The organism is Siminovitchia fortis (genome assembly GCF_003605365.2).
Taxonomy (GTDB): domain Bacteria; phylum Bacillota; class Bacilli; order Bacillales; family Bacillaceae_C; genus Siminovitchia; species Siminovitchia fortis.
On the sequence record NZ_QYTU02000003.1, the window covers coordinates 88,606 to 105,710 of the forward strand.

Genomic DNA, 17,105 nt, shown 5'->3' on the forward strand with positions numbered 1-17,105 from the left:
AATGATAGACATTGTACCGGCCTTTTCAGTGTTTCTCCTGATTTTCATGCGGGTGTCGGCTTTTTTTGTAACGATGCCGCTTTTTTCCTACCGGACGCTTCCGGCCATGTTCCGGATCGGGTTTGCTTTCTTTATTTCGCTGCTCATGTACTATACGGTGGATGCCCCGCCGCTTACGATCAATCTGGAATATTTTTTATTGATTATAAAAGAAGTGCTTGTCGGGCTGTTCATCGGGTTCATGGGCTATATGATCTTGTCCGCAGTCCAGGCAGCCGGAAGTTTCATAGACTTTCAGATGGGATTTGCAATCGCCAATGTCATCGATCCGCAGACAGGCGCCCAATCCCCTTTGATCGGGCAGTATCTATATATATTTTCACTGCTGCTGCTCCTTGCCGTTGACGGCCACCATATGCTGCTGGACGGAATATTTTACAGCTATCAGTTCATTCCGATTGACAAGATAAGCTTAGGCTTTGGCAACGTTGGACTGGTGGAATACGTGATCAAAGCATTTGCCATGATGTTTGTCATCGCTTTTCAAATGGCTGTCCCTGTTGTGGCTGTACTGTTTCTGGTGGATGTGGCGCTTGGCATTATTGCAAGGACTGTTCCGCAGATGAATGTATTTGTTGTCGGTTTTCCGATCAAAATCGCAGTCAGTTTTATCGTTATCTTTATTGTCATTGGTGTAATTTTGGGCATCGTGCAAAACCTGTTTCAAACAGTCGCCCATACGATGAGGGATGTAATGGAAATGTTCGGTGGTATTAAATGAAGCTGCTACAACTGGATCTGCAGTTTTTTGCCGGTGAAAAAACAGAAAAAGCAACGCCTAAAAAAAGGCAGGATACGAGAAAAAAAGGGCAGACGGCGAAAAGCCAGGATGTCAACACTGCTATCAGCTTATTGTCTGTCTTCGGTTTTCTCATGTTCTTTTCTTCCAATATCGGCCAAGTGGTAATAGACATCTTCCACAAGACATTCGGTCAATATATGCTCATGGACCTGACAGCGGAAAACTTGCACCAAATCGGTTTGGACCTGATCCTGGGGGTTGCTGTGCTGCTGGGCCCCATCATGCTGGTGGCGCTGGTGGCGGGCCTTGGCGCAAACCTGTTGCAAGTGGGTTTTCTTTTTACTGCGGAACCAATGAAACCGAAGCTTGAAAAGATCGATCCAATCAAAGGATTCAAACGGATCTTTTCCATCAGGGCGATTGTTGAGCTTTTAAAATCGATCTTGAAAATCGGATTCGTCGGCTTTATTACATTCCTTGTATTGTGGCTCCGGATAGATGAGGTTTTGATCTTGTCGCATAAGTCAGTTCCATCGGCTTTAAAAACGATCGGCAGCCTGACTTTGCAAATGGGAATCAGCGCATCTATCGCATTATTATTCCTGTCATTATTCGATTACTTATATCAGCGGTATGATTTCGAAAAAAATATCCGGATGTCCAAACAAGATGTGAAAGATGAATTTAAAAATATGGAAGGCGATCCGCTGATTAAATCAAAAATCAAACAGAAACAAAGAGAAATGGCGATGGCCAGGATGATGGAGGAGGTTCCAAAGGCCGATGTTGTCATAACAAACCCGACCCATTATGCCATTGCCCTCAAGTATGACGAAGAAAAAGCGGATGCCCCGGTTGTTGTGGCCAAAGGAATTGACTTCATGGCACAGAAAATAAAGCGGGTGGCAAAAGAACATCAGGTTGTGCTTGTAGAAAACCGTCCGCTTGCACAGGCGCTTTATAAACAGACAAACATAGGGGATGCCATCCCGGACGAGTTTTTCAAGGCAGTTGCCGAGATTCTGGCTTATGTATACCGGATCAAGCATAAAATATGAAATTCAGCACATGGAAGGAGGGGCCAGGCATGATGAAGACAAAGGATATTGCTGTACTGCTGAGTGTTATTTTAATAGTTGCCATGCTGGTCATTCCATTTCCGCCGTGGTTGCTTAGCTTTTTGATCATAACGAATATATCACTGGCGCTTTTGGTGCTTTTAACGACGATGAATGTGAATGAGCCGCTGCAGTTTTCAATATTTCCTTCATTATTATTGCTTCTTACTTTATTCAGGCTGGGGCTGAACGTGTCTACCACAAGATCCATCCTTTCAAAGGGAGATGCCGGCGGTGTTGTTGAAACATTTGGAACGTTTGTAGTCGGAGGCAATATACTTGTCGGTCTCGTTGTGTTTTTTATCCTGATCGTGATTCAGTTCATCGTGATTACGAAAGGTGCTGAGCGTGTTTCGGAAGTGGCTGCAAGATTTACACTTGATGCGATGCCGGGAAAGCAGATGAGCATTGATGCGGATTTGAATGCGGGGATCATTTCGGAACATGAAGCAAGGGACCGCAGGGAAAAGGTTTCCCGTGAGTCGGATTTTTACGGGGCAATGGATGGTGCCAGCAAATTCGTAAAGGGAGATGCTATTGCAGGTATCGTCATTGTCATTATCAACCTGCTATTTGGAATATTGATCGGAATGGTCCAGCAGGGCCTTCCCATTGCTGAAGCGGCAACAAAATATTCAATGCTGACTGTCGGAGATGGCATTGTCAGCCAGATTCCAGCTCTTTTGATTTCAACTGCGACAGGTATAGTCGTAACGCGCGCAGCTTCGGAAGGCAATCTTGGTTCCGACATTGCAGGCCAGCTTTTTGCCTATCCAAAGATTCTATATATTGCAAGTGCAACAATCTTCTTGCTTGGATTGACAACTCCCATAAGCAATATGATTACAATTCCGATTGCCGGAGCATTGGCGGCGGGGGGATATTCACTCGGCCGTATCCCTGAAAGTACTGAAGACCCTCTGGCTCTGACAGCGGAAGAAGCCGAAGCGGATGAAATGAAATCACCTGAAAGTGTACTTGATCTATTGCAGATGGATCCGATTGAGTTTGAATTTGGCTACGGGCTTATCCCATTGGCGGATGTAAACCAGGGAGGGGACCTATTGGACCGTGTCGTCATGATCCGCAGGCAGCTTGCTTTGGAACTGGGCGTTGTCATTCCTGTTGTCAGGATCCGGGATAACATCCAATTGGAGCCGAATGAATACCTGATCAAAATTAAGGGTGACGAAGTGGCAAGAGGGACGCTCCTTTTAGATCATTATTTGGCGATGAGCCCGGGAGCGGAAGATACAATTCAAGGCATTGATACGATTGAGCCGTCATTTGGGCTTCCGGCGAAATGGATTTCGGAAGAGGTAAAGGAACAGGCTGAAATCGAAGGCTACACTGTCGTCGATCCACCGTCTGTCGTATCGACACATTTAACGGAAGTTCTAAAGTCAAATGCGCATTTGCTGATTGGGAGACAGGAAACGAAAGATCTCATCGACCATCTGCAGGAGTCCTATCCGATTCTTGTCGAAGAAGTTACGCCCAATCCTCTGACAGTCGGAGAGGTGCAGAAGGTGCTGGCGAAGTTGTTGAAAGAGAATGTTTCAATCAGGAATTTGCCAATGATCTTTGAAACCCTTGCAGACTATGGAAAAGTCACGCTTGATACGGATATACTTGCCGAATATGTAAGACAGGCTTTGGCAAGGCAGATTACGAAACAATATGCAGATGATGAGCCGGTATTAAAGGTAGTCACGATTTCCGGGAAGGTTGAAAAAATGATTGCAGACAGTGTCCAGCAGACGGAAAACGGAAATTATCTGGCCATGGATCCCGGGGATTCCCAAAAAATTCTGGAGGCAGCCGCTGCCCAAATCGAAGAGCTGTCGCAAATCCAGCAAACACCGATCTTTTTATGTTCCCCGGCTGTAAGAATGTATTTGCGCCAGTTGACTGAAAGGTATTTTCCTCAGGTGCCCATCCTTTCATACAATGAACTGGAAGCTGATGTGGAAGTCCAAAGTATCGGGGTGGTGAGCGTTTAATGGGTATTAAAAAAATCACGGCGCCTTCAATGCCGGAAGCCTTTCAAAGGGTAAAAGTAGAGGTTGGGGAAGAAGCGGTCATTTTAAGCTCCAGAGTTGTATGGACAGGAGGAATTCTTGGTTTTTTCAAGAAAAAACAGTTCGAAGTCATTGCTGTCATGGATAATGACGATCAAATACCGGAAAACGTTCCGGCTCCGACCTTAAAGGCGATTTCGGAAAATACCGGGATGAAGCCGAACGAGTATGAAAAATCCCTACTGTCCGAACTGGCCGAGCTGAAAGAAATGGTTGCAGCCGGCCGGAAAACGGTCCATCCCGATTTGTCTGTTTATCCTGATCCGATTCAAACGGTGGCTGGAAAGCTGTTGGATCAGGAACTGGACGAAAGCCATGTAAAGAAAATCTCTGAACGATTGCTTGAAAACTGGCGGCAGGCAAATAAGGAGCCTTCAGAAAATGAAACTATGCAAGAGGCGAAAAAAATCCTTGCTGAAAAAATAGATCAATTCAACTTCTCTGCATCAAGCAATAAAAAATTTGTTGCACTTGTGGGACCGACGGGGGTAGGCAAGACGACTACTTTGGCAAAATTGGCTGCACATTCTGCTTTGGAAGAGAAGAAAAAAGTGGCTTTCATCACCTTGGATACGTACCGAATCGCAGCTATTGAACAGCTAAAGACATATGCCGGCTTGCTTAACATTCCCGTTGAAGTAGTCTATGAGCCCCAGGATTTTGCAAAAGCCGCAGAAAACTTTGCAGATTATGACCGAGTATTCATCGATACCGCAGGCAGAAACTATCGGGAAGCAGAATTCGTTCATGCATTGAACAACATATTGTCCCGGGAAAACGATCTTGAGACTTTTCTTGTCCTGACTGTGGGAATGAAGGAGAGAGACATTGATCCGATCATGGACAACTTCCAGCAAATGTCCATTGACAGGTTGATCTTTACAAAAGCGGATGAAACAAAAGTCTATGGACCGATGGTGAATATCATGCTGAAGTACAAAATGGCAGCGGCATATGTCACGACCGGCCAGGACGTCCCGGACGACATCATCCAAACTTCGCCGGAATTGTTTGCTGATTATATTTTTGGAGATGGAAGTGAATGAGGAAGGATCAGGCAGAAAATTTACGCAGGAAAATCAACAGGCAGCCCCGAAAAAAAGCGAGAACCCTTGCCGTTGTCAGCGGAAAAGGCGGAGTGGGCAAATCCAATATTTCAAGCAATATGGCAATAATTCTTGCCGAGCACGGTTTTAACGTGCTTGTAGTCGATCTGGACATCGGCATGGGGAATGTAAATTTGCTGTTGGGCGGATCGGCAACGAAAACGATGGGGGACTTTCTTTATAATCAAGAACCGCTTTCCGAAATTGTGGAATTGGGTCCCGGCGGTGTTTCATTCATTGCGGGAGGAAACGGTTTTCAGGAAGCGGTTGAACTTGACGAGACTACGGTTGACCGGCTTTTTTACGGCTTTAAACGGATGCAGGAAATCTACGATATTATTATTTTTGATATGGGAGCCGGCGCCGGGCCGTGGATGCTCCGGCTGTCGCTGGCGGCTGATGAAGTCATTGTCATTACGACGCCTGAAGCTACATCCATCATGGATGCCTATTCCATGATGAAGCTGATTCACCGGGTTCGGGCTGATGCCAGCCTGCTTATTATATGCAATCGTTCGGACAGCGACAAGCAGGGGAAGGAGACGTTCGAACGTCTCAAGAAGGCTATGGAAACCTTCCTTCAAAAGGAAATCCATTTATTGGGTGTGCTGCCGGAAGATAAACATATGAGAAAAGCGGTTCTTGCTAACCGGCCGGTATATATGGAATTTCCAAGGGCTCCTGTTTCGGTGGGCCTGAAAAAAATGGCCCTGTCCCTGATCAATGGAAGTTCACAGGAAAAGCCCGTTCATATGAAGGAGTCATTTATGACAAGGCTGCAACAGTTGTTTTACAGCAGATAATGTTTTCCGAAGCATTCTAATTTTGTGAGGAGGGGATACATATGTCGCTAACACTGCCCCTTGAGGAACAAAAACATTGGGAACGCTGGAGAAAGGAGCGGGACACGGAGTCAGGCAACCATTTAGTGAAAAAATACATGCCGCTTGTCACTTACCATGTCCAAAGAATTTCGGTCAATTTGCCGCAAAATGTGAGCAGGGAAGAATTAAAAAGCCTGGGAATCATGGGGTTGCTTGATGCATTGAACAAGTTCGATCTTACCAGGAAGCTCAAATTCGATACCTACGCTTCTTTTAGAATCAGAGGGGCCATCATAGACGGCCTAAGAAAAGAAGATTGGCTGCCAAGAACCACCCGCGATAAGGCCAAAGAAATAGAGAGTGTACAAAATTCCCTGGAACAGGAGCTCATGCGCCATGTAACGCCGGAGGAAATTGCCGAAAAAATGGGTGTGTCGGATACTGAAGTAGTCAAAACAATGAATGAGTATTTTTTTGCCCAGGTGTTTTCAGTAAATGAATACATGGCGGGGGAAGAGGATGATGAAAATCATTCGTATACGATCAAAGACGATCACACCCCGACGCCGGAAGAGCAGGTCATAAAAAAAGAATGGCTTGAAGAAATGGCGAAAGTGATCACAACCCTTACAGAAAACGAACAGCTTGTCTTAAGCCTCTTTTATGAAGAGGAATTGACATTGACCGAAATCGGCCATATTATGCAGCTGTCAACATCGAGAATATCCCAAATCCATTCCAAAGCCCTCTTCAAATTAAGGCGGCAGTTATTGAAAACGGACAAAATGACAGGCGGGGATGAAAAGTGACAGGGACGCTCATATTTATCTTATTTTTAATGAACATCCTCCTTGCCTTTGCTTTGCTGATCCTTTACATGCGCCAAAACAAGCTGGTCGAAATAGAAAAGAGGCAGAAGCTCGCGCTGGAGGAAGCTGAACAGGTGATGGCTGCCCTCCTTGAAGAGATCAAAGAGGAAAATGAAAGACTTATAACCAGGATTAAGGAGAGCAGGGAGACAGAGGATAAAATGGCGGATGCTATGGCTGCAGATATTATAATGGAAAAAAAGGACTCCGTTCCGGCGGCAGAGGAGCACCAGGTTGTTCAAGAGGCAGAAGGGTCCTTGGAACCGACAGCAGAGCCTGCTTCAGTTCAAAGCAGCGCTTCCGGCGAAGCCGATGATCCAATGCCTTTGAGGGAACAGGTGGAATTACTGGCTGAACAAGGACTGACAGTGACGGACATTGCCAGGAAGCTGAATAAAGGAAAAACTGAAATAGAACTCCTTATGAAATTTAAGTGACATCGCTTCCGCATTTCATGCTTGATTAACACTTTTGGGTATGCTATATTATTTGTTGGTATTAATACACACGTTTCATGATTTTCGCGATAGGGTGCTGTTTTTTCGATTAAACAGTCTTTTGCGGAAGATGAGTGAAGCGGAGGAAAAAACCAAGGAGGAAAAATTTATGTCTATCATTTCTATGAAGCAATTGCTCGAAGCAGGTGTACACTTTGGGCACCAAACACGCCGCTGGAATCCTAAGATGAAAAAATACATCTTTACGGAAAGAAACGGCATCTACATCATCGACTTGCAAAAAACGGTCAAAAAGGTTGAAGAAGCTTACAACTTTATGAGAGAGCTTGCCGAGAACAATGGTAAAGTCCTTTTTGTCGGAACTAAAAAACAAGCTCAGGAATCTGTAAAAGACGAAGCTGAACGTGCGGGCCAATTTTATGTGAACCATCGCTGGCTTGGCGGAACTTTGACTAACTTCGAAACGATCCAAAAGAGAATCGAGCGCTTAAAAGCGATTGAAAAGATGGAAGAAGACGGCACTTTCGAAGTCCTTCCGAAGAAAGAAGTAGTTATGCTCAACAGAGAGCGCGACCGTCTAGTCAAGTTCTTGGGCGGTATTAAAGATATGAAAACTCTTCCGGATGCAATGTTCATCATCGATCCTAGAAAAGAACGCATTGCTGTTGCAGAAGCGCGCAAGTTGAATATTCCAATCGTCGGTATCGTTGATACAAACTGTGATCCGGATGAAATAGATTATGTCATTCCAGCAAACGATGATGCAATCCGCGCAGTAAAATTGCTTACTTCAAAAATGGCTGATGCTTTATTGGAAGCTAAATACAGCGAAGAACCTGTAGAAGAAGAGGAAGCATCTTCAGAGGCTGCCAATGCATAATCGTCATATGATATCAGCCTGAATTCAGGCGGTTTGAAAGGTGATAAGAGTGATGACACTTTGTCACCTTTTTTCACACGATCATGTCCTTATTGACACCCTTTTACCTACACAAGGAGGAAACGAAAAAATGGCAATTACTGCTCAAATGGTTAAAGAACTGCGTGCCAAAACAGGTGCCGGCATGCTTGACTGCAAAAAAGCTTTGACAGAAACAAACGGCAACATGGAGGAAGCGATCGATTTCCTCAGAAAGAAAGGAATGGCTTCCGCTGCCAAAAAAGCTGACAGAATTGCAGCCGAAGGTACAACTTACATTTTAAGCGAAGGCAATACAGCGGTTATTTTGGAAGTGAATGCTGAAACCGACTTCGTTGCCAAAAACGAAAATTTCCAACAGCTTGTTAAAGAGTTGGCTGAGCATCTTCTTGCGAACAAACCGGCATCTCTTGAAGAAGCTTTGGAACAAAAAATGAGCAGCGGCGAAACTGTTACTGACTATATTAACAGCGCCATTGCCAAAATCGGTGAGAAAATCACACTCCGTCGTTTTGAAGTTAAAACGAAATCCGACAACGGCGTATTCGGCGAATATCTGCACATGGGCGGACGCATCGGAGTTTTGACAGTTCTTGAAGGCACAACTGATGAAGAAATGGCAAAAGATGTTGCCATGCATATTGCTGCCATCAACCCTAAATATATCACGCGCGACCAGGTTTCTGAAGAGGAAATCGAGCGTGAACGCCAAGTGCTTACCCAACAGGCATTAAACGAAGGCAAGCCTGAAAAAATCGTTGAAAAAATGGTAGAAGGCCGCCTTGGTAAATTCTTTGAGCAAATCTGCCTTCTGGACCAGCCATTTGTCAAAAACCCTGACGAAAAGGTTGGGAAATTTGTAAAATCCAAAGGCGCTGAAGTTGTCGGCTTTGTCCGTTATGAAGTGGGCGAGGGTATGGAAAAACGCCAGGAAAACTTTGCTGAAGAAGTAATGAGCCAAACGAAAAAGTAATTAAGAAAAGCGGAGGTGCCTGTTCATCGACGTACAGACTGGAGTGCCTTCGACGAGATAAAGGATAAGCAAAGGCGAGAGTGCCTGCTTATCGGCGACAAGCATAAGACGAGCGCTGAAGAAGGCGTAGTTTGCCTTCAGCAGCGATTGGCTTATGACCTCGAGCCGATGGCACTCGTAGCCGGACAACACGCGCAGCGAAGCGATGTTGACTTATCGTAGAAGAAGGCGCGAAGTCTGCTAGTCGATAGGCACTGCAGCTGGACAATAAGAAAAGCGAAAGCGTCGTTTAGCATCAAAATTAATGGGGAACACATCGTGTTCCCCATTTTAAAAAGTCAACATTCGTCAATACATATCATTTAAGGGATCATTGGAGGTTTAGATGGATACCCCAAAATACAAAAGAGTCGTACTTAAATTAAGTGGTGAGGCACTGGCCGGAAATGAAGGATTCGGCATCAACCCGGCCGTGATCAAATCCATTGCAGAGCAAATCAGGGAAGTGGCAGTACTTGACGTTGAGATTGCTGTCGTCGTTGGCGGCGGAAACATTTGGCGCGGAAAGGTCGGCAGCGAAATGGGGATGGACCGTGCAACGGCCGATTATATGGGAATGCTGGCAACAGTGATGAACTCCCTTGCTTTGCAGGACAGCCTTGAGCAGCTCGGGATTGAAACCCGTGTCCAAACGTCTATCGATATGCTTCAAGTTGCTGAACCATACATTAGACGCCGTGCCATCAGGCATTTGGAAAAGAAGCGTGTCGTCATCTTTGCGGCAGGCACCGGCAATCCATACTTCTCAACAGACACAACCGCGGCATTAAGAGCGGCAGAAATAGAAGCAGATGTCATTTTAATGGCCAAAAACAATGTGGACGGTGTATACAACGCAGATCCGAAGCTTGATAAGGATGCAGTCAAATATGAACAGCTGTCTTACCTCGACGTTCTGAAAGAGGGTCTTGCTGTCATGGACTCAACCGCCTCATCGCTTTGCATGGATAACGATATTCCGCTGATCGTGTTCTCTTTTACCGAAAAAGGGAATATCAAGCGTGCCGTCATGGGCAAACAAATTGGAACGATAGTGAGGGGAAAGGAATAATGCCGAACAAAATAATTTCAAATGCGAAAGACAAAATGGGAAAAGCTATTCAGGTATACAGCCGCGAATTGGCAGGCATTCGTGCCGGACGTGCAAATGCCGCCCTTTTGGACAAAATTACTGTTGATTATTACGGTGTTCCGACACCAGTTAACCAAATGGCAAACATTTCAGTACCTGAAGCCCGTCTCCTTATGATCCAGCCGTATGATAAAACTGTTTTGGGCGATATTGAAAAAGCCATTTTGAAATCAGACCTAGGTCTAACGCCTACAAACGATGGATCCCTTATTCGGATATCCATCCCGCAGCTTACGGAAGAAAGGCGCAAGGATCTTGTAAGGCAAGTTAGAAAAGAGGCAGAGGATGCCAAAGTCGTCATTAGAAATATCCGCCGGGACGGAAACGAAGAATTGAAAAAGCTTGAGAAAAACGGGGAAATCTCCGAAGATGACCTGCGCGGCTTTGCAGATGACATTCAAAAGCTGACCGATGAACATATCAGGAAAATCGATGAACTGACAAAAGAGAAAGAAGAGGAAGTATTGGCCGTTTAAAACAAAAGCGAAATTGCCCGGCGCGGGAAAACTAGAAAACTTCCTTAATTATTATTCATAGATCCCTCCTTTTGGAGGGTTTTTCCTTTTAAAGCTAAAGAAAATATAAAATTTTACCGAATTTTTTCTTCAAACAAGGTTATGTAATGTCCAGCTCCAGGCGCCATCGGCTTGTGCTTGTCGCCGATAGGCGGGCGCCTTGCGCTTTTCTTTAATGGATGAAATAAATCGTCGGAGAATCATATCGCATCCTCATATGGATATGCTAAAATATGTTTGACGCACAGAACAATGCATTTCTGACGGAGGACTCATTATGTTCAATAAAACGAAGTTTTGGAAAACTTCAAAAGAGCAAGATTTGCAGGATGACCGAATCAGTCAAATACTTGCCCATCCCATTCCGGAGCATGTCGCCATCATTATGGACGGAAACGGACGGTGGGCGAAAAAAAGGGCACTTCCCCGGATTGCCGGACACCACGAGGGTATGAAAACTGTAAAAAAGATAACAAAGGCAGCCAGTAAACTTGGAATAAAGATCCTTACATTATATGCTTTTTCAACTGAAAACTGGAAGCGCCCCAAAACAGAGGTCGATTATTTAATGAAGCTTCCAGAACAGTTTTTGGGCAGTTTTTTGCCGGAATTGATAGAGGAAAACGTTAAAGTCTCAACAATGGGAGATATGGATCGCCTTCCGGCAAGTACAAGGAAGGCTGTTGATCAAGCCAAAGAAAAAACAAAGAACAATGACGGCCTGATTTTAAATTTTGCACTAAACTATGGAAGCCGCTCGGAAATAATCGATGCCATAAAACATCTTTCTTCGGATGTAAAAAAAGGCATCATAAATGAAGAGGATATTGACGATGACTGCTTTTCAAATTATTTGATGACAGAGAGCCTGAAAGATCCTGATTTGCTCATCAGGACAAGCGGAGAGGTCCGCTTGAGCAATTTCATGCTCTGGCAGCTTGCATATACCGAACTGTATTTTATGGATATCCTCTGGCCGGACTTTTCTGAAGAAAACTTGCTTGAAGCGATTGAATCATTTCAAAGGCGGTCCAGAAGATACGGCGGATTACTTGGCGAGGAGATACAATAAATGAAGGTAAGAATCATTTCAGCGATAGTGGCAATAGCCATATTTTTACCGCTTCTTTACATAGGCGGAATCCCATTCTTTCTTTTGGTGTATGCCATGGCAACGATTGGGTTGTATGAATTATTGAAAATGCGGAAGCAGCCGCTTATTTCTGTGCAGGGGGCCTTGTCTTTGGCACTCCTTTGGATTATCCTTTTACCCGGACAGGCGTTTGAATCAGGGCACGGGGCGGATATTAAAATAAAAGCCGCAATCTTGGCTGTCCTCCTTTTTTTATCATATACTGTTATAAGTAAAAATAAATTTGATTTTGATGATGCGGGTTTTGTCATACTGTCGGTATTATATGTCGGAATCGGTTTCCATTTTCTGATGGAAACGCGTGAGGCAGGAATCGTTTATTTGTTCTATGTTCTGTTTGTCGTATGGGGAACAGATTCCGGTGCATATTTTGTCGGAAGGTCCCTGGGTAAACGTAAGCTGTGGCCGGAAATCAGTCCGAACAAAACGATCGGAGGTTCTGTAGGGGGTATTTTAATTGCTTTGCTCATTGCCCTGGCCTTTTTTGCTTTTACCACAATAGACATACCGCTGGTTAAGCTGCTTACTGTTACTGTTATTCTTTCAGTTTTTGGACAAATAGGAGACTTGGCCCAATCAGCCTTCAAACGTCATTATGGGGTGAAGGATTCCGGCAATATTATGCCGGGGCACGGGGGAGTATTGGACAGGTGCGACAGTTGGCTGTTTGTACTGCCGCTTGTCCATGTGCTGCAGATTATTTAATAAGGCATGAATAGTAGTTATCGGGAGTGAAGAGTTTGAAATATATTAGTTTATTGGGGGCCACAGGTTCAATTGGCACCCAAACCCTTGAATTGATCAGGGAACATCCTGAACAATTTCAGCTGGCTGCCCTAACGGCCGGCAAAAACATAGAACTTGTCAGAAAAATCATTTCGGAGTTTCAACCGCAGCTCGTTTCGGTGCAGACGAAAGAGGACTGCGAGGCACTCCGGGGGGAATTTTCGTCCGGCATAAAATTTGTATACGGGGAAGAGGGTTTGGTGGAAGCGGCTGTGTTCGGCCAGGCAGATATCGTTCTGAACGCAGTCATCGGAAGTGTCGGACTCTTTCCGACATTACAGGCGATAGAAGCCGGTAAAAAAATCGCTATTGCCAATAAAGAAACATTGGTGACAGCCGGACATCTCGTCATGGCAGCGGCAAGGAAGAAAAATGTGGATATCCTTCCGGTTGACAGCGAGCACTCGGCCATATTCCAGTGCCTGCAAGGCGAGGAAATGAAGGATTTATCCAGGCTGCTGATCACCGCATCGGGCGGAAGTTTCCGGGACTTAACCCGGGAAGAATTGGAGTTTGTGACACTGGAACAGGCTTTGAATCATCCAAATTGGTCAATGGGCTCCAAAATTACGATTGACTCTGCTACAATGATGAACAAAGGCCTGGAAGTAATAGAAGCCCATTGGCTGTTTGACTTGCCTTATGATAAGATAGATGTCATTTTGCACCGGGAAAGCATCATCCACTCGCTTGTCGAATTTCATGACAGCAGTGTAATTGCGCAGCTCGGCACCCCTGACATGAGAGTTCCCATTCAATACGCTCTTACCTATCCGGAGCGTCTCCCGCTTCAATCGGCAAAAAGGCTGAACCTTGTGGAAATCGGAGAGCTTCACTTTGAAAAAATGGACATGGACCGTTATCGGTGCCTATATCTCGCATATGAAGCGGGGCGCCGTGGAGGTACAATGCCTACAGTATTAAATGCAGCAAACGAGGCAGCTGTGAATGCTTTCCTTGAGCAGAAAATACCATTTATCCGGATTGAGGAACTGATTGAAAAAGCGTTGGAAAGACATCATGTAATTGATAATCCTGATCTTTCCGCCATTCGGGAAGTTGATGGGGAGACAAGACGGTATGTTCATACACTCCTTTAAAAGGTGGTTATTTTTTTGAATACAGTCATCGCTTTTATCATTATTTTTGGCGCTTTGGTATTCTTCCATGAACTCGGACACTTTGTCTTTGCGAAGCGTGCAGGAATACTGGTCAGAGAGTTTGCGATCGGGATGGGACCGAAAGTGTTTTCCCATAAAACGAAAGAAACGTTATATACCATTCGTCTACTTCCCCTTGGCGGCTACGTGAGAATGGCCGGCGAGGACCCCGAAATGATGGAGATCAAGCCGGGACACCGGGTAGCTCTCATTTTGAATGATGATGATTTGGTTGAGAAAGTTATACTGCAGGGAAAGGACCGTTTTTCCAATGCGCGGGCTGTGGAAGTGGAATCGGCCGACCTTGAGCATGAGTTAATTATAAAAGGTTACGAAGATGGGGAAGATGAAACATTAAAAACATTCCGTCTATCGCATAAAGCTAAAATTGTCGAGGATCAAACGGAAACACAAATCGCTCCATGGGACCGCCAGTTTGGTTCGAAGAAACTGAGTGCGAGGGCGATGACCATTTTTGCCGGCCCTATGATGAACTTTGTTCTTGCCATTGTCATTTTCACGGCATTGGGATTCATCCAGGGTGTACAGGTGAACGATCCGCTTATCGGCAAATTGCTTCCGGACGGATCGGCAAACGAAGCGGGCTTTAAGGAAGGTGACGTTGTTTTAAGTATCGACGGAGCCGAAATTTCGAACTTTGAAGATATAACCGAGATTGTTCGCAGCCATCCTGGGGAAGAGCTCGTTTTTACAGTTGAACGCGGGGACAAGACGCTTGATATTCCGGTAACGCCCAAAAGGGAAGTGGCGGAGGGCAAGGAGTTTGGCCTGATCGGAGTACAGGCGCCCGTCGATAAATCATTTACAAGCGTAGCGGTCAACGGTTTCACCGAAACGTACCATTGGACAGTTGAGATATTCCGGCTGCTTGGAAAGCTTGTTACAGGGCAGTTCTCCATTGATATGCTTGCTGGTCCTGTCGGAATTTATAAAACAACGGAGACTGTGGCGAAATCCGGAGTTCTACTGTTAATGAAATGGGCTGCACTTCTAAGCATCAACCTGGGAATCATGAACTTGCTCCCGGTACCGGCGCTTGACGGCGGACGACTCCTGTTCTTTGGTGTGGAGGCATTGCGTGGAAAACCGATTGACCGCCAAAAAGAAGGAATGGTCCATTTTATCGGATTTGCCCTTTTGATGGTCTTGATGATTGTTGTTACGTGGAATGACATTCAACGTTTTTTTATCATTAAATAATGCAGATAGAGGTGCAAGTGATGAGGCAAAGCATGACATTGATCCCAACGCTCCGCGAGCTGCCGTCTGATGCTGAAATCAAAAGCCATCAGCTGTTGCTCCGGGCGGGTTTTATTAAGCAAATCGCAAGCGGTGTATATTCATACTTGCCGCTGGCCAAAAGAGCGCTTGATCATATTGAACAGATTATAAGGGAAGAAATGGAAAACGCGGGAGCGGCAGAACTGCTCCTGCCGGCCCTCCAGCCCGCCGAATTATGGCAGTCTTCGGGGCGCTGGTATACATACGGTGATGAATTGATGAGAATGCAAGACCGCCATGACCGCAGCTTTGCATTAGGCCCTACACATGAGGAAGTGATTACAAGTATCGTAAGTGACGGCATCCCGTCATATAAACGCCTTCCGATTATACTGTACCAAATCCAGACGAAATTCAGGGATGAGAAGCGTCCACGCTTTGGCCTGTTACGCGGGCGGGAATTCATCATGAAAGATGCATATTCATTCCATACATCGGCGGAAAGCCTGGATGAAGCCTATCAAAAGATGTATCAGGCCTACACAAACATTTTTACGCGATGCGGTTTGGATTTTAGGGCTGTTTTGGCTGATTCCGGGGCGATAGGCGGAAAGGATACACAGGAGTTCATGGTCTTATCCGAAATCGGCGAGGATACGATCGCCTACTCGGATGGCTCAACTTACGCAGCAAACATCGAGATGGCGGAAGTTCATCAAGTGTATGAAAGACCGGATGAGCCGGAAAAAGAGCTGTCAAAAGTTGAAACGCCCGGCCAAAAAACAATTGCCGAAGTTTCTGGATTTTTAAATGTACAATCATCCAATATCATTAAATCGCTTGTTCTGATTGTGGATGAGGAGCCGGTAATGGTCCTGGTCAGGGGAGATCATGAAATCAATGACATTAAAGTGAAAAACGCGCTGAATGCCGGATCCGTCGAATTTGCAGACGAAGAACGGACTAAGGAGCTGCTGAACTGTTCATTCGGCTCGATTGGGCCGGTCAACCTTCCTGGAACAATGAAAATTGTTGCGGACAAAGCTGTGGAAGCAATGGTCAATGCTGTATGCGGAGCCAATGAAGAAGATTTCCACTACATTAATGTCGTGCCGGGCAGGGATTTTACAGTTGAAAAGTATGCGGATCTAAGATTCATTCAGGAAGGTGACCCATCACCTGACGGAAAAGGAATCATCCGGTTTGCACGGGGAATTGAAGTCGGACATATCTTCAAACTGGGAACTACATACAGTGAAGCGATGTCAGCAACGTATTTGGATGAAAACGGAAAACCCCATCCTTATATCATGGGATGTTACGGGATAGGCGTCTCCCGAACGCTTTCTGCTGTTGCCGAACAGTTTAATGACGAGAACGGGTTGATCTGGCCGGCCAGTATTGCACCGTATGATATTCATTTGATTCCGGTTAACATGAAGGATGCGGAGCAGGCAGATCTTGCCGAAAAATTGTATACCGAGCTGAGGGAACATCGATACAGTGTATTGTTCGATGACCGTAATGAGCGGCCGGGAGTCAAATTCAAAGACTCTGATTTAATTGGCATGCCTGTCCGGGTGACAGTCGGAAAAAAAGCGGCCGAAGGCATTGTGGAAATCAAAATCCGGAAATCCGGCGAAATGCAGGAAGTAAAAGCAGAGGAGCTGCTTGATGTCCTTACGGATATTTTCAAAGAATTGTAATGTAGAGCAAAGGGTACCTTTATAAAAAGGTGCCTTCCTTTAAAAGCTAAAGAAAGCATTTTACCGAATTTTCTCTTCAAACAAGATTAACGTAATGTCCAGCTTCAGGCGCCATCGGCGCAAGGATTAAGCCAATCGCTGCTGAAGGCAAACTACGCCTTCGCAAGCGTAGTCTAGCTTTGCGCCGATAGACGGGCGCCT

Annotated in this window: 17 protein-coding genes; all 17 read left to right on the plus strand. The window is 45.4% G+C overall.

Annotated elements, in window-relative coordinates; genetic code table 11:
* Position 1: 1 nt before the first annotated feature.
* The 17 genes from fliR to D4N35_RS03005 all read left to right on the plus strand — a co-directional run bounded on the left by fliR (position 2) and on the right by D4N35_RS03005 (position 16,904).
* Entirely contained in the window at positions 2-781 is a 780-nt protein-coding gene (gene fliR / locus D4N35_RS02925) for a flagellar biosynthetic protein FliR (protein WP_120069708.1), read from the plus strand.
* A complete protein-coding gene (gene flhB / locus D4N35_RS02930) occupies positions 778-1,860 on the plus strand; it encodes a flagellar biosynthesis protein FlhB (RefSeq protein WP_120069711.1) in 1,083 nt (360 codons plus the stop codon). Before fliR ends, flhB begins: the two co-directional genes overlap by 4 nt.
* 32 nt (positions 1,861-1,892) lie before the next feature.
* A complete protein-coding gene (gene flhA, locus D4N35_RS02935; RefSeq protein ID WP_120069886.1) occupies positions 1,893-3,923 on the plus strand; it encodes a flagellar biosynthesis protein FlhA in 2,031 nt (676 codons plus the stop codon).
* Positions 3,923-5,047 carry a flagellar biosynthesis GTPase FlhF gene (gene flhF, locus D4N35_RS02940; protein ID WP_120069714.1) on the plus strand — a complete coding sequence of 375 codons (1,125 nt, stop codon included), beginning with the start codon at positions 3,923-3,925 and terminating at the stop codon, positions 5,045-5,047. Before flhA ends, flhF begins: the two co-directional genes overlap by 1 nt.
* Positions 5,044-5,910, plus strand: a complete 867-nt coding sequence (locus D4N35_RS02945; RefSeq protein ID WP_120069717.1) for a MinD/ParA family protein — start codon at positions 5,044-5,046, stop codon at positions 5,908-5,910. Before flhF ends, D4N35_RS02945 begins: the two co-directional genes overlap by 4 nt.
* 41 nt (positions 5,911-5,951) lie before the next feature.
* Positions 5,952-6,740, plus strand: a complete 789-nt coding sequence (locus D4N35_RS02950; protein WP_120069721.1) for a FliA/WhiG family RNA polymerase sigma factor — start codon at positions 5,952-5,954, stop codon at positions 6,738-6,740.
* Positions 6,737-7,237 carry a hypothetical protein gene (locus D4N35_RS02955; protein WP_120069725.1) on the plus strand — a complete coding sequence of 167 codons (501 nt, stop codon included), beginning with the start codon at positions 6,737-6,739 and terminating at the stop codon, positions 7,235-7,237. Before D4N35_RS02950 ends, D4N35_RS02955 begins: the two co-directional genes overlap by 4 nt.
* 169 nt (positions 7,238-7,406) lie before the next feature.
* Complete coding sequence (gene rpsB, locus D4N35_RS02960) at positions 7,407-8,138, plus strand: 30S ribosomal protein S2 (protein ID WP_120069889.1); 732 nt, start codon at positions 7,407-7,409, stop codon at positions 8,136-8,138.
* Positions 8,139-8,268: 130 nt separating this feature from the next.
* Entirely contained in the window at positions 8,269-9,150 is an 882-nt protein-coding gene (gene tsf / locus D4N35_RS02965) for a translation elongation factor Ts (RefSeq protein ID WP_120069728.1), read from the plus strand.
* 15 nt (positions 9,151-9,165) lie between these two features.
* Entirely contained in the window at positions 9,166-9,372 is a 207-nt protein-coding gene (locus D4N35_RS02970) for a hypothetical protein (protein ID WP_120069731.1), read from the plus strand.
* Between the two features lie 163 nt (positions 9,373-9,535).
* Positions 9,536-10,261: a UMP kinase gene (pyrH, locus tag D4N35_RS02975; protein ID WP_120069733.1), complete on the plus strand. Its 726-nt coding sequence runs from the start codon at positions 9,536-9,538 to the stop codon at positions 10,259-10,261.
* Positions 10,261-10,818: a ribosome recycling factor gene (gene frr / locus D4N35_RS02980; protein ID WP_120069736.1), complete on the plus strand. Its 558-nt coding sequence runs from the start codon at positions 10,261-10,263 to the stop codon at positions 10,816-10,818. Before pyrH ends, frr begins: the two co-directional genes overlap by 1 nt.
* A gap of 316 nt (positions 10,819-11,134) precedes the next feature.
* Positions 11,135-11,929 (plus strand): undecaprenyl pyrophosphate synthase, encoded by a 795-nt coding sequence (gene uppS, locus D4N35_RS02985; protein ID WP_120069739.1) that lies wholly within the window; start codon positions 11,135-11,137, stop codon positions 11,927-11,929.
* Entirely contained in the window at positions 11,930-12,715 is a 786-nt protein-coding gene (locus D4N35_RS02990; RefSeq protein WP_120069742.1) for a phosphatidate cytidylyltransferase, read from the plus strand.
* A 35-nt stretch (positions 12,716-12,750) separates the two neighbouring features.
* Positions 12,751-13,896 carry a 1-deoxy-D-xylulose-5-phosphate reductoisomerase gene (locus tag D4N35_RS02995; protein WP_120069746.1) on the plus strand — a complete coding sequence of 382 codons (1,146 nt, stop codon included), beginning with the start codon at positions 12,751-12,753 and terminating at the stop codon, positions 13,894-13,896.
* Between the two features lie 15 nt (positions 13,897-13,911).
* Positions 13,912-15,177 carry an RIP metalloprotease RseP gene (rseP, locus tag D4N35_RS03000; RefSeq protein WP_120069749.1) on the plus strand — a complete coding sequence of 422 codons (1,266 nt, stop codon included), beginning with the start codon at positions 13,912-13,914 and terminating at the stop codon, positions 15,175-15,177.
* Positions 15,178-15,197: 20 nt separating this feature from the next.
* Positions 15,198-16,904 carry a proline--tRNA ligase gene (locus D4N35_RS03005; RefSeq protein ID WP_120069751.1) on the plus strand — a complete coding sequence of 569 codons (1,707 nt, stop codon included), beginning with the start codon at positions 15,198-15,200 and terminating at the stop codon, positions 16,902-16,904.
* The last annotated feature ends 201 nt before the right edge of the window (positions 16,905-17,105 follow it).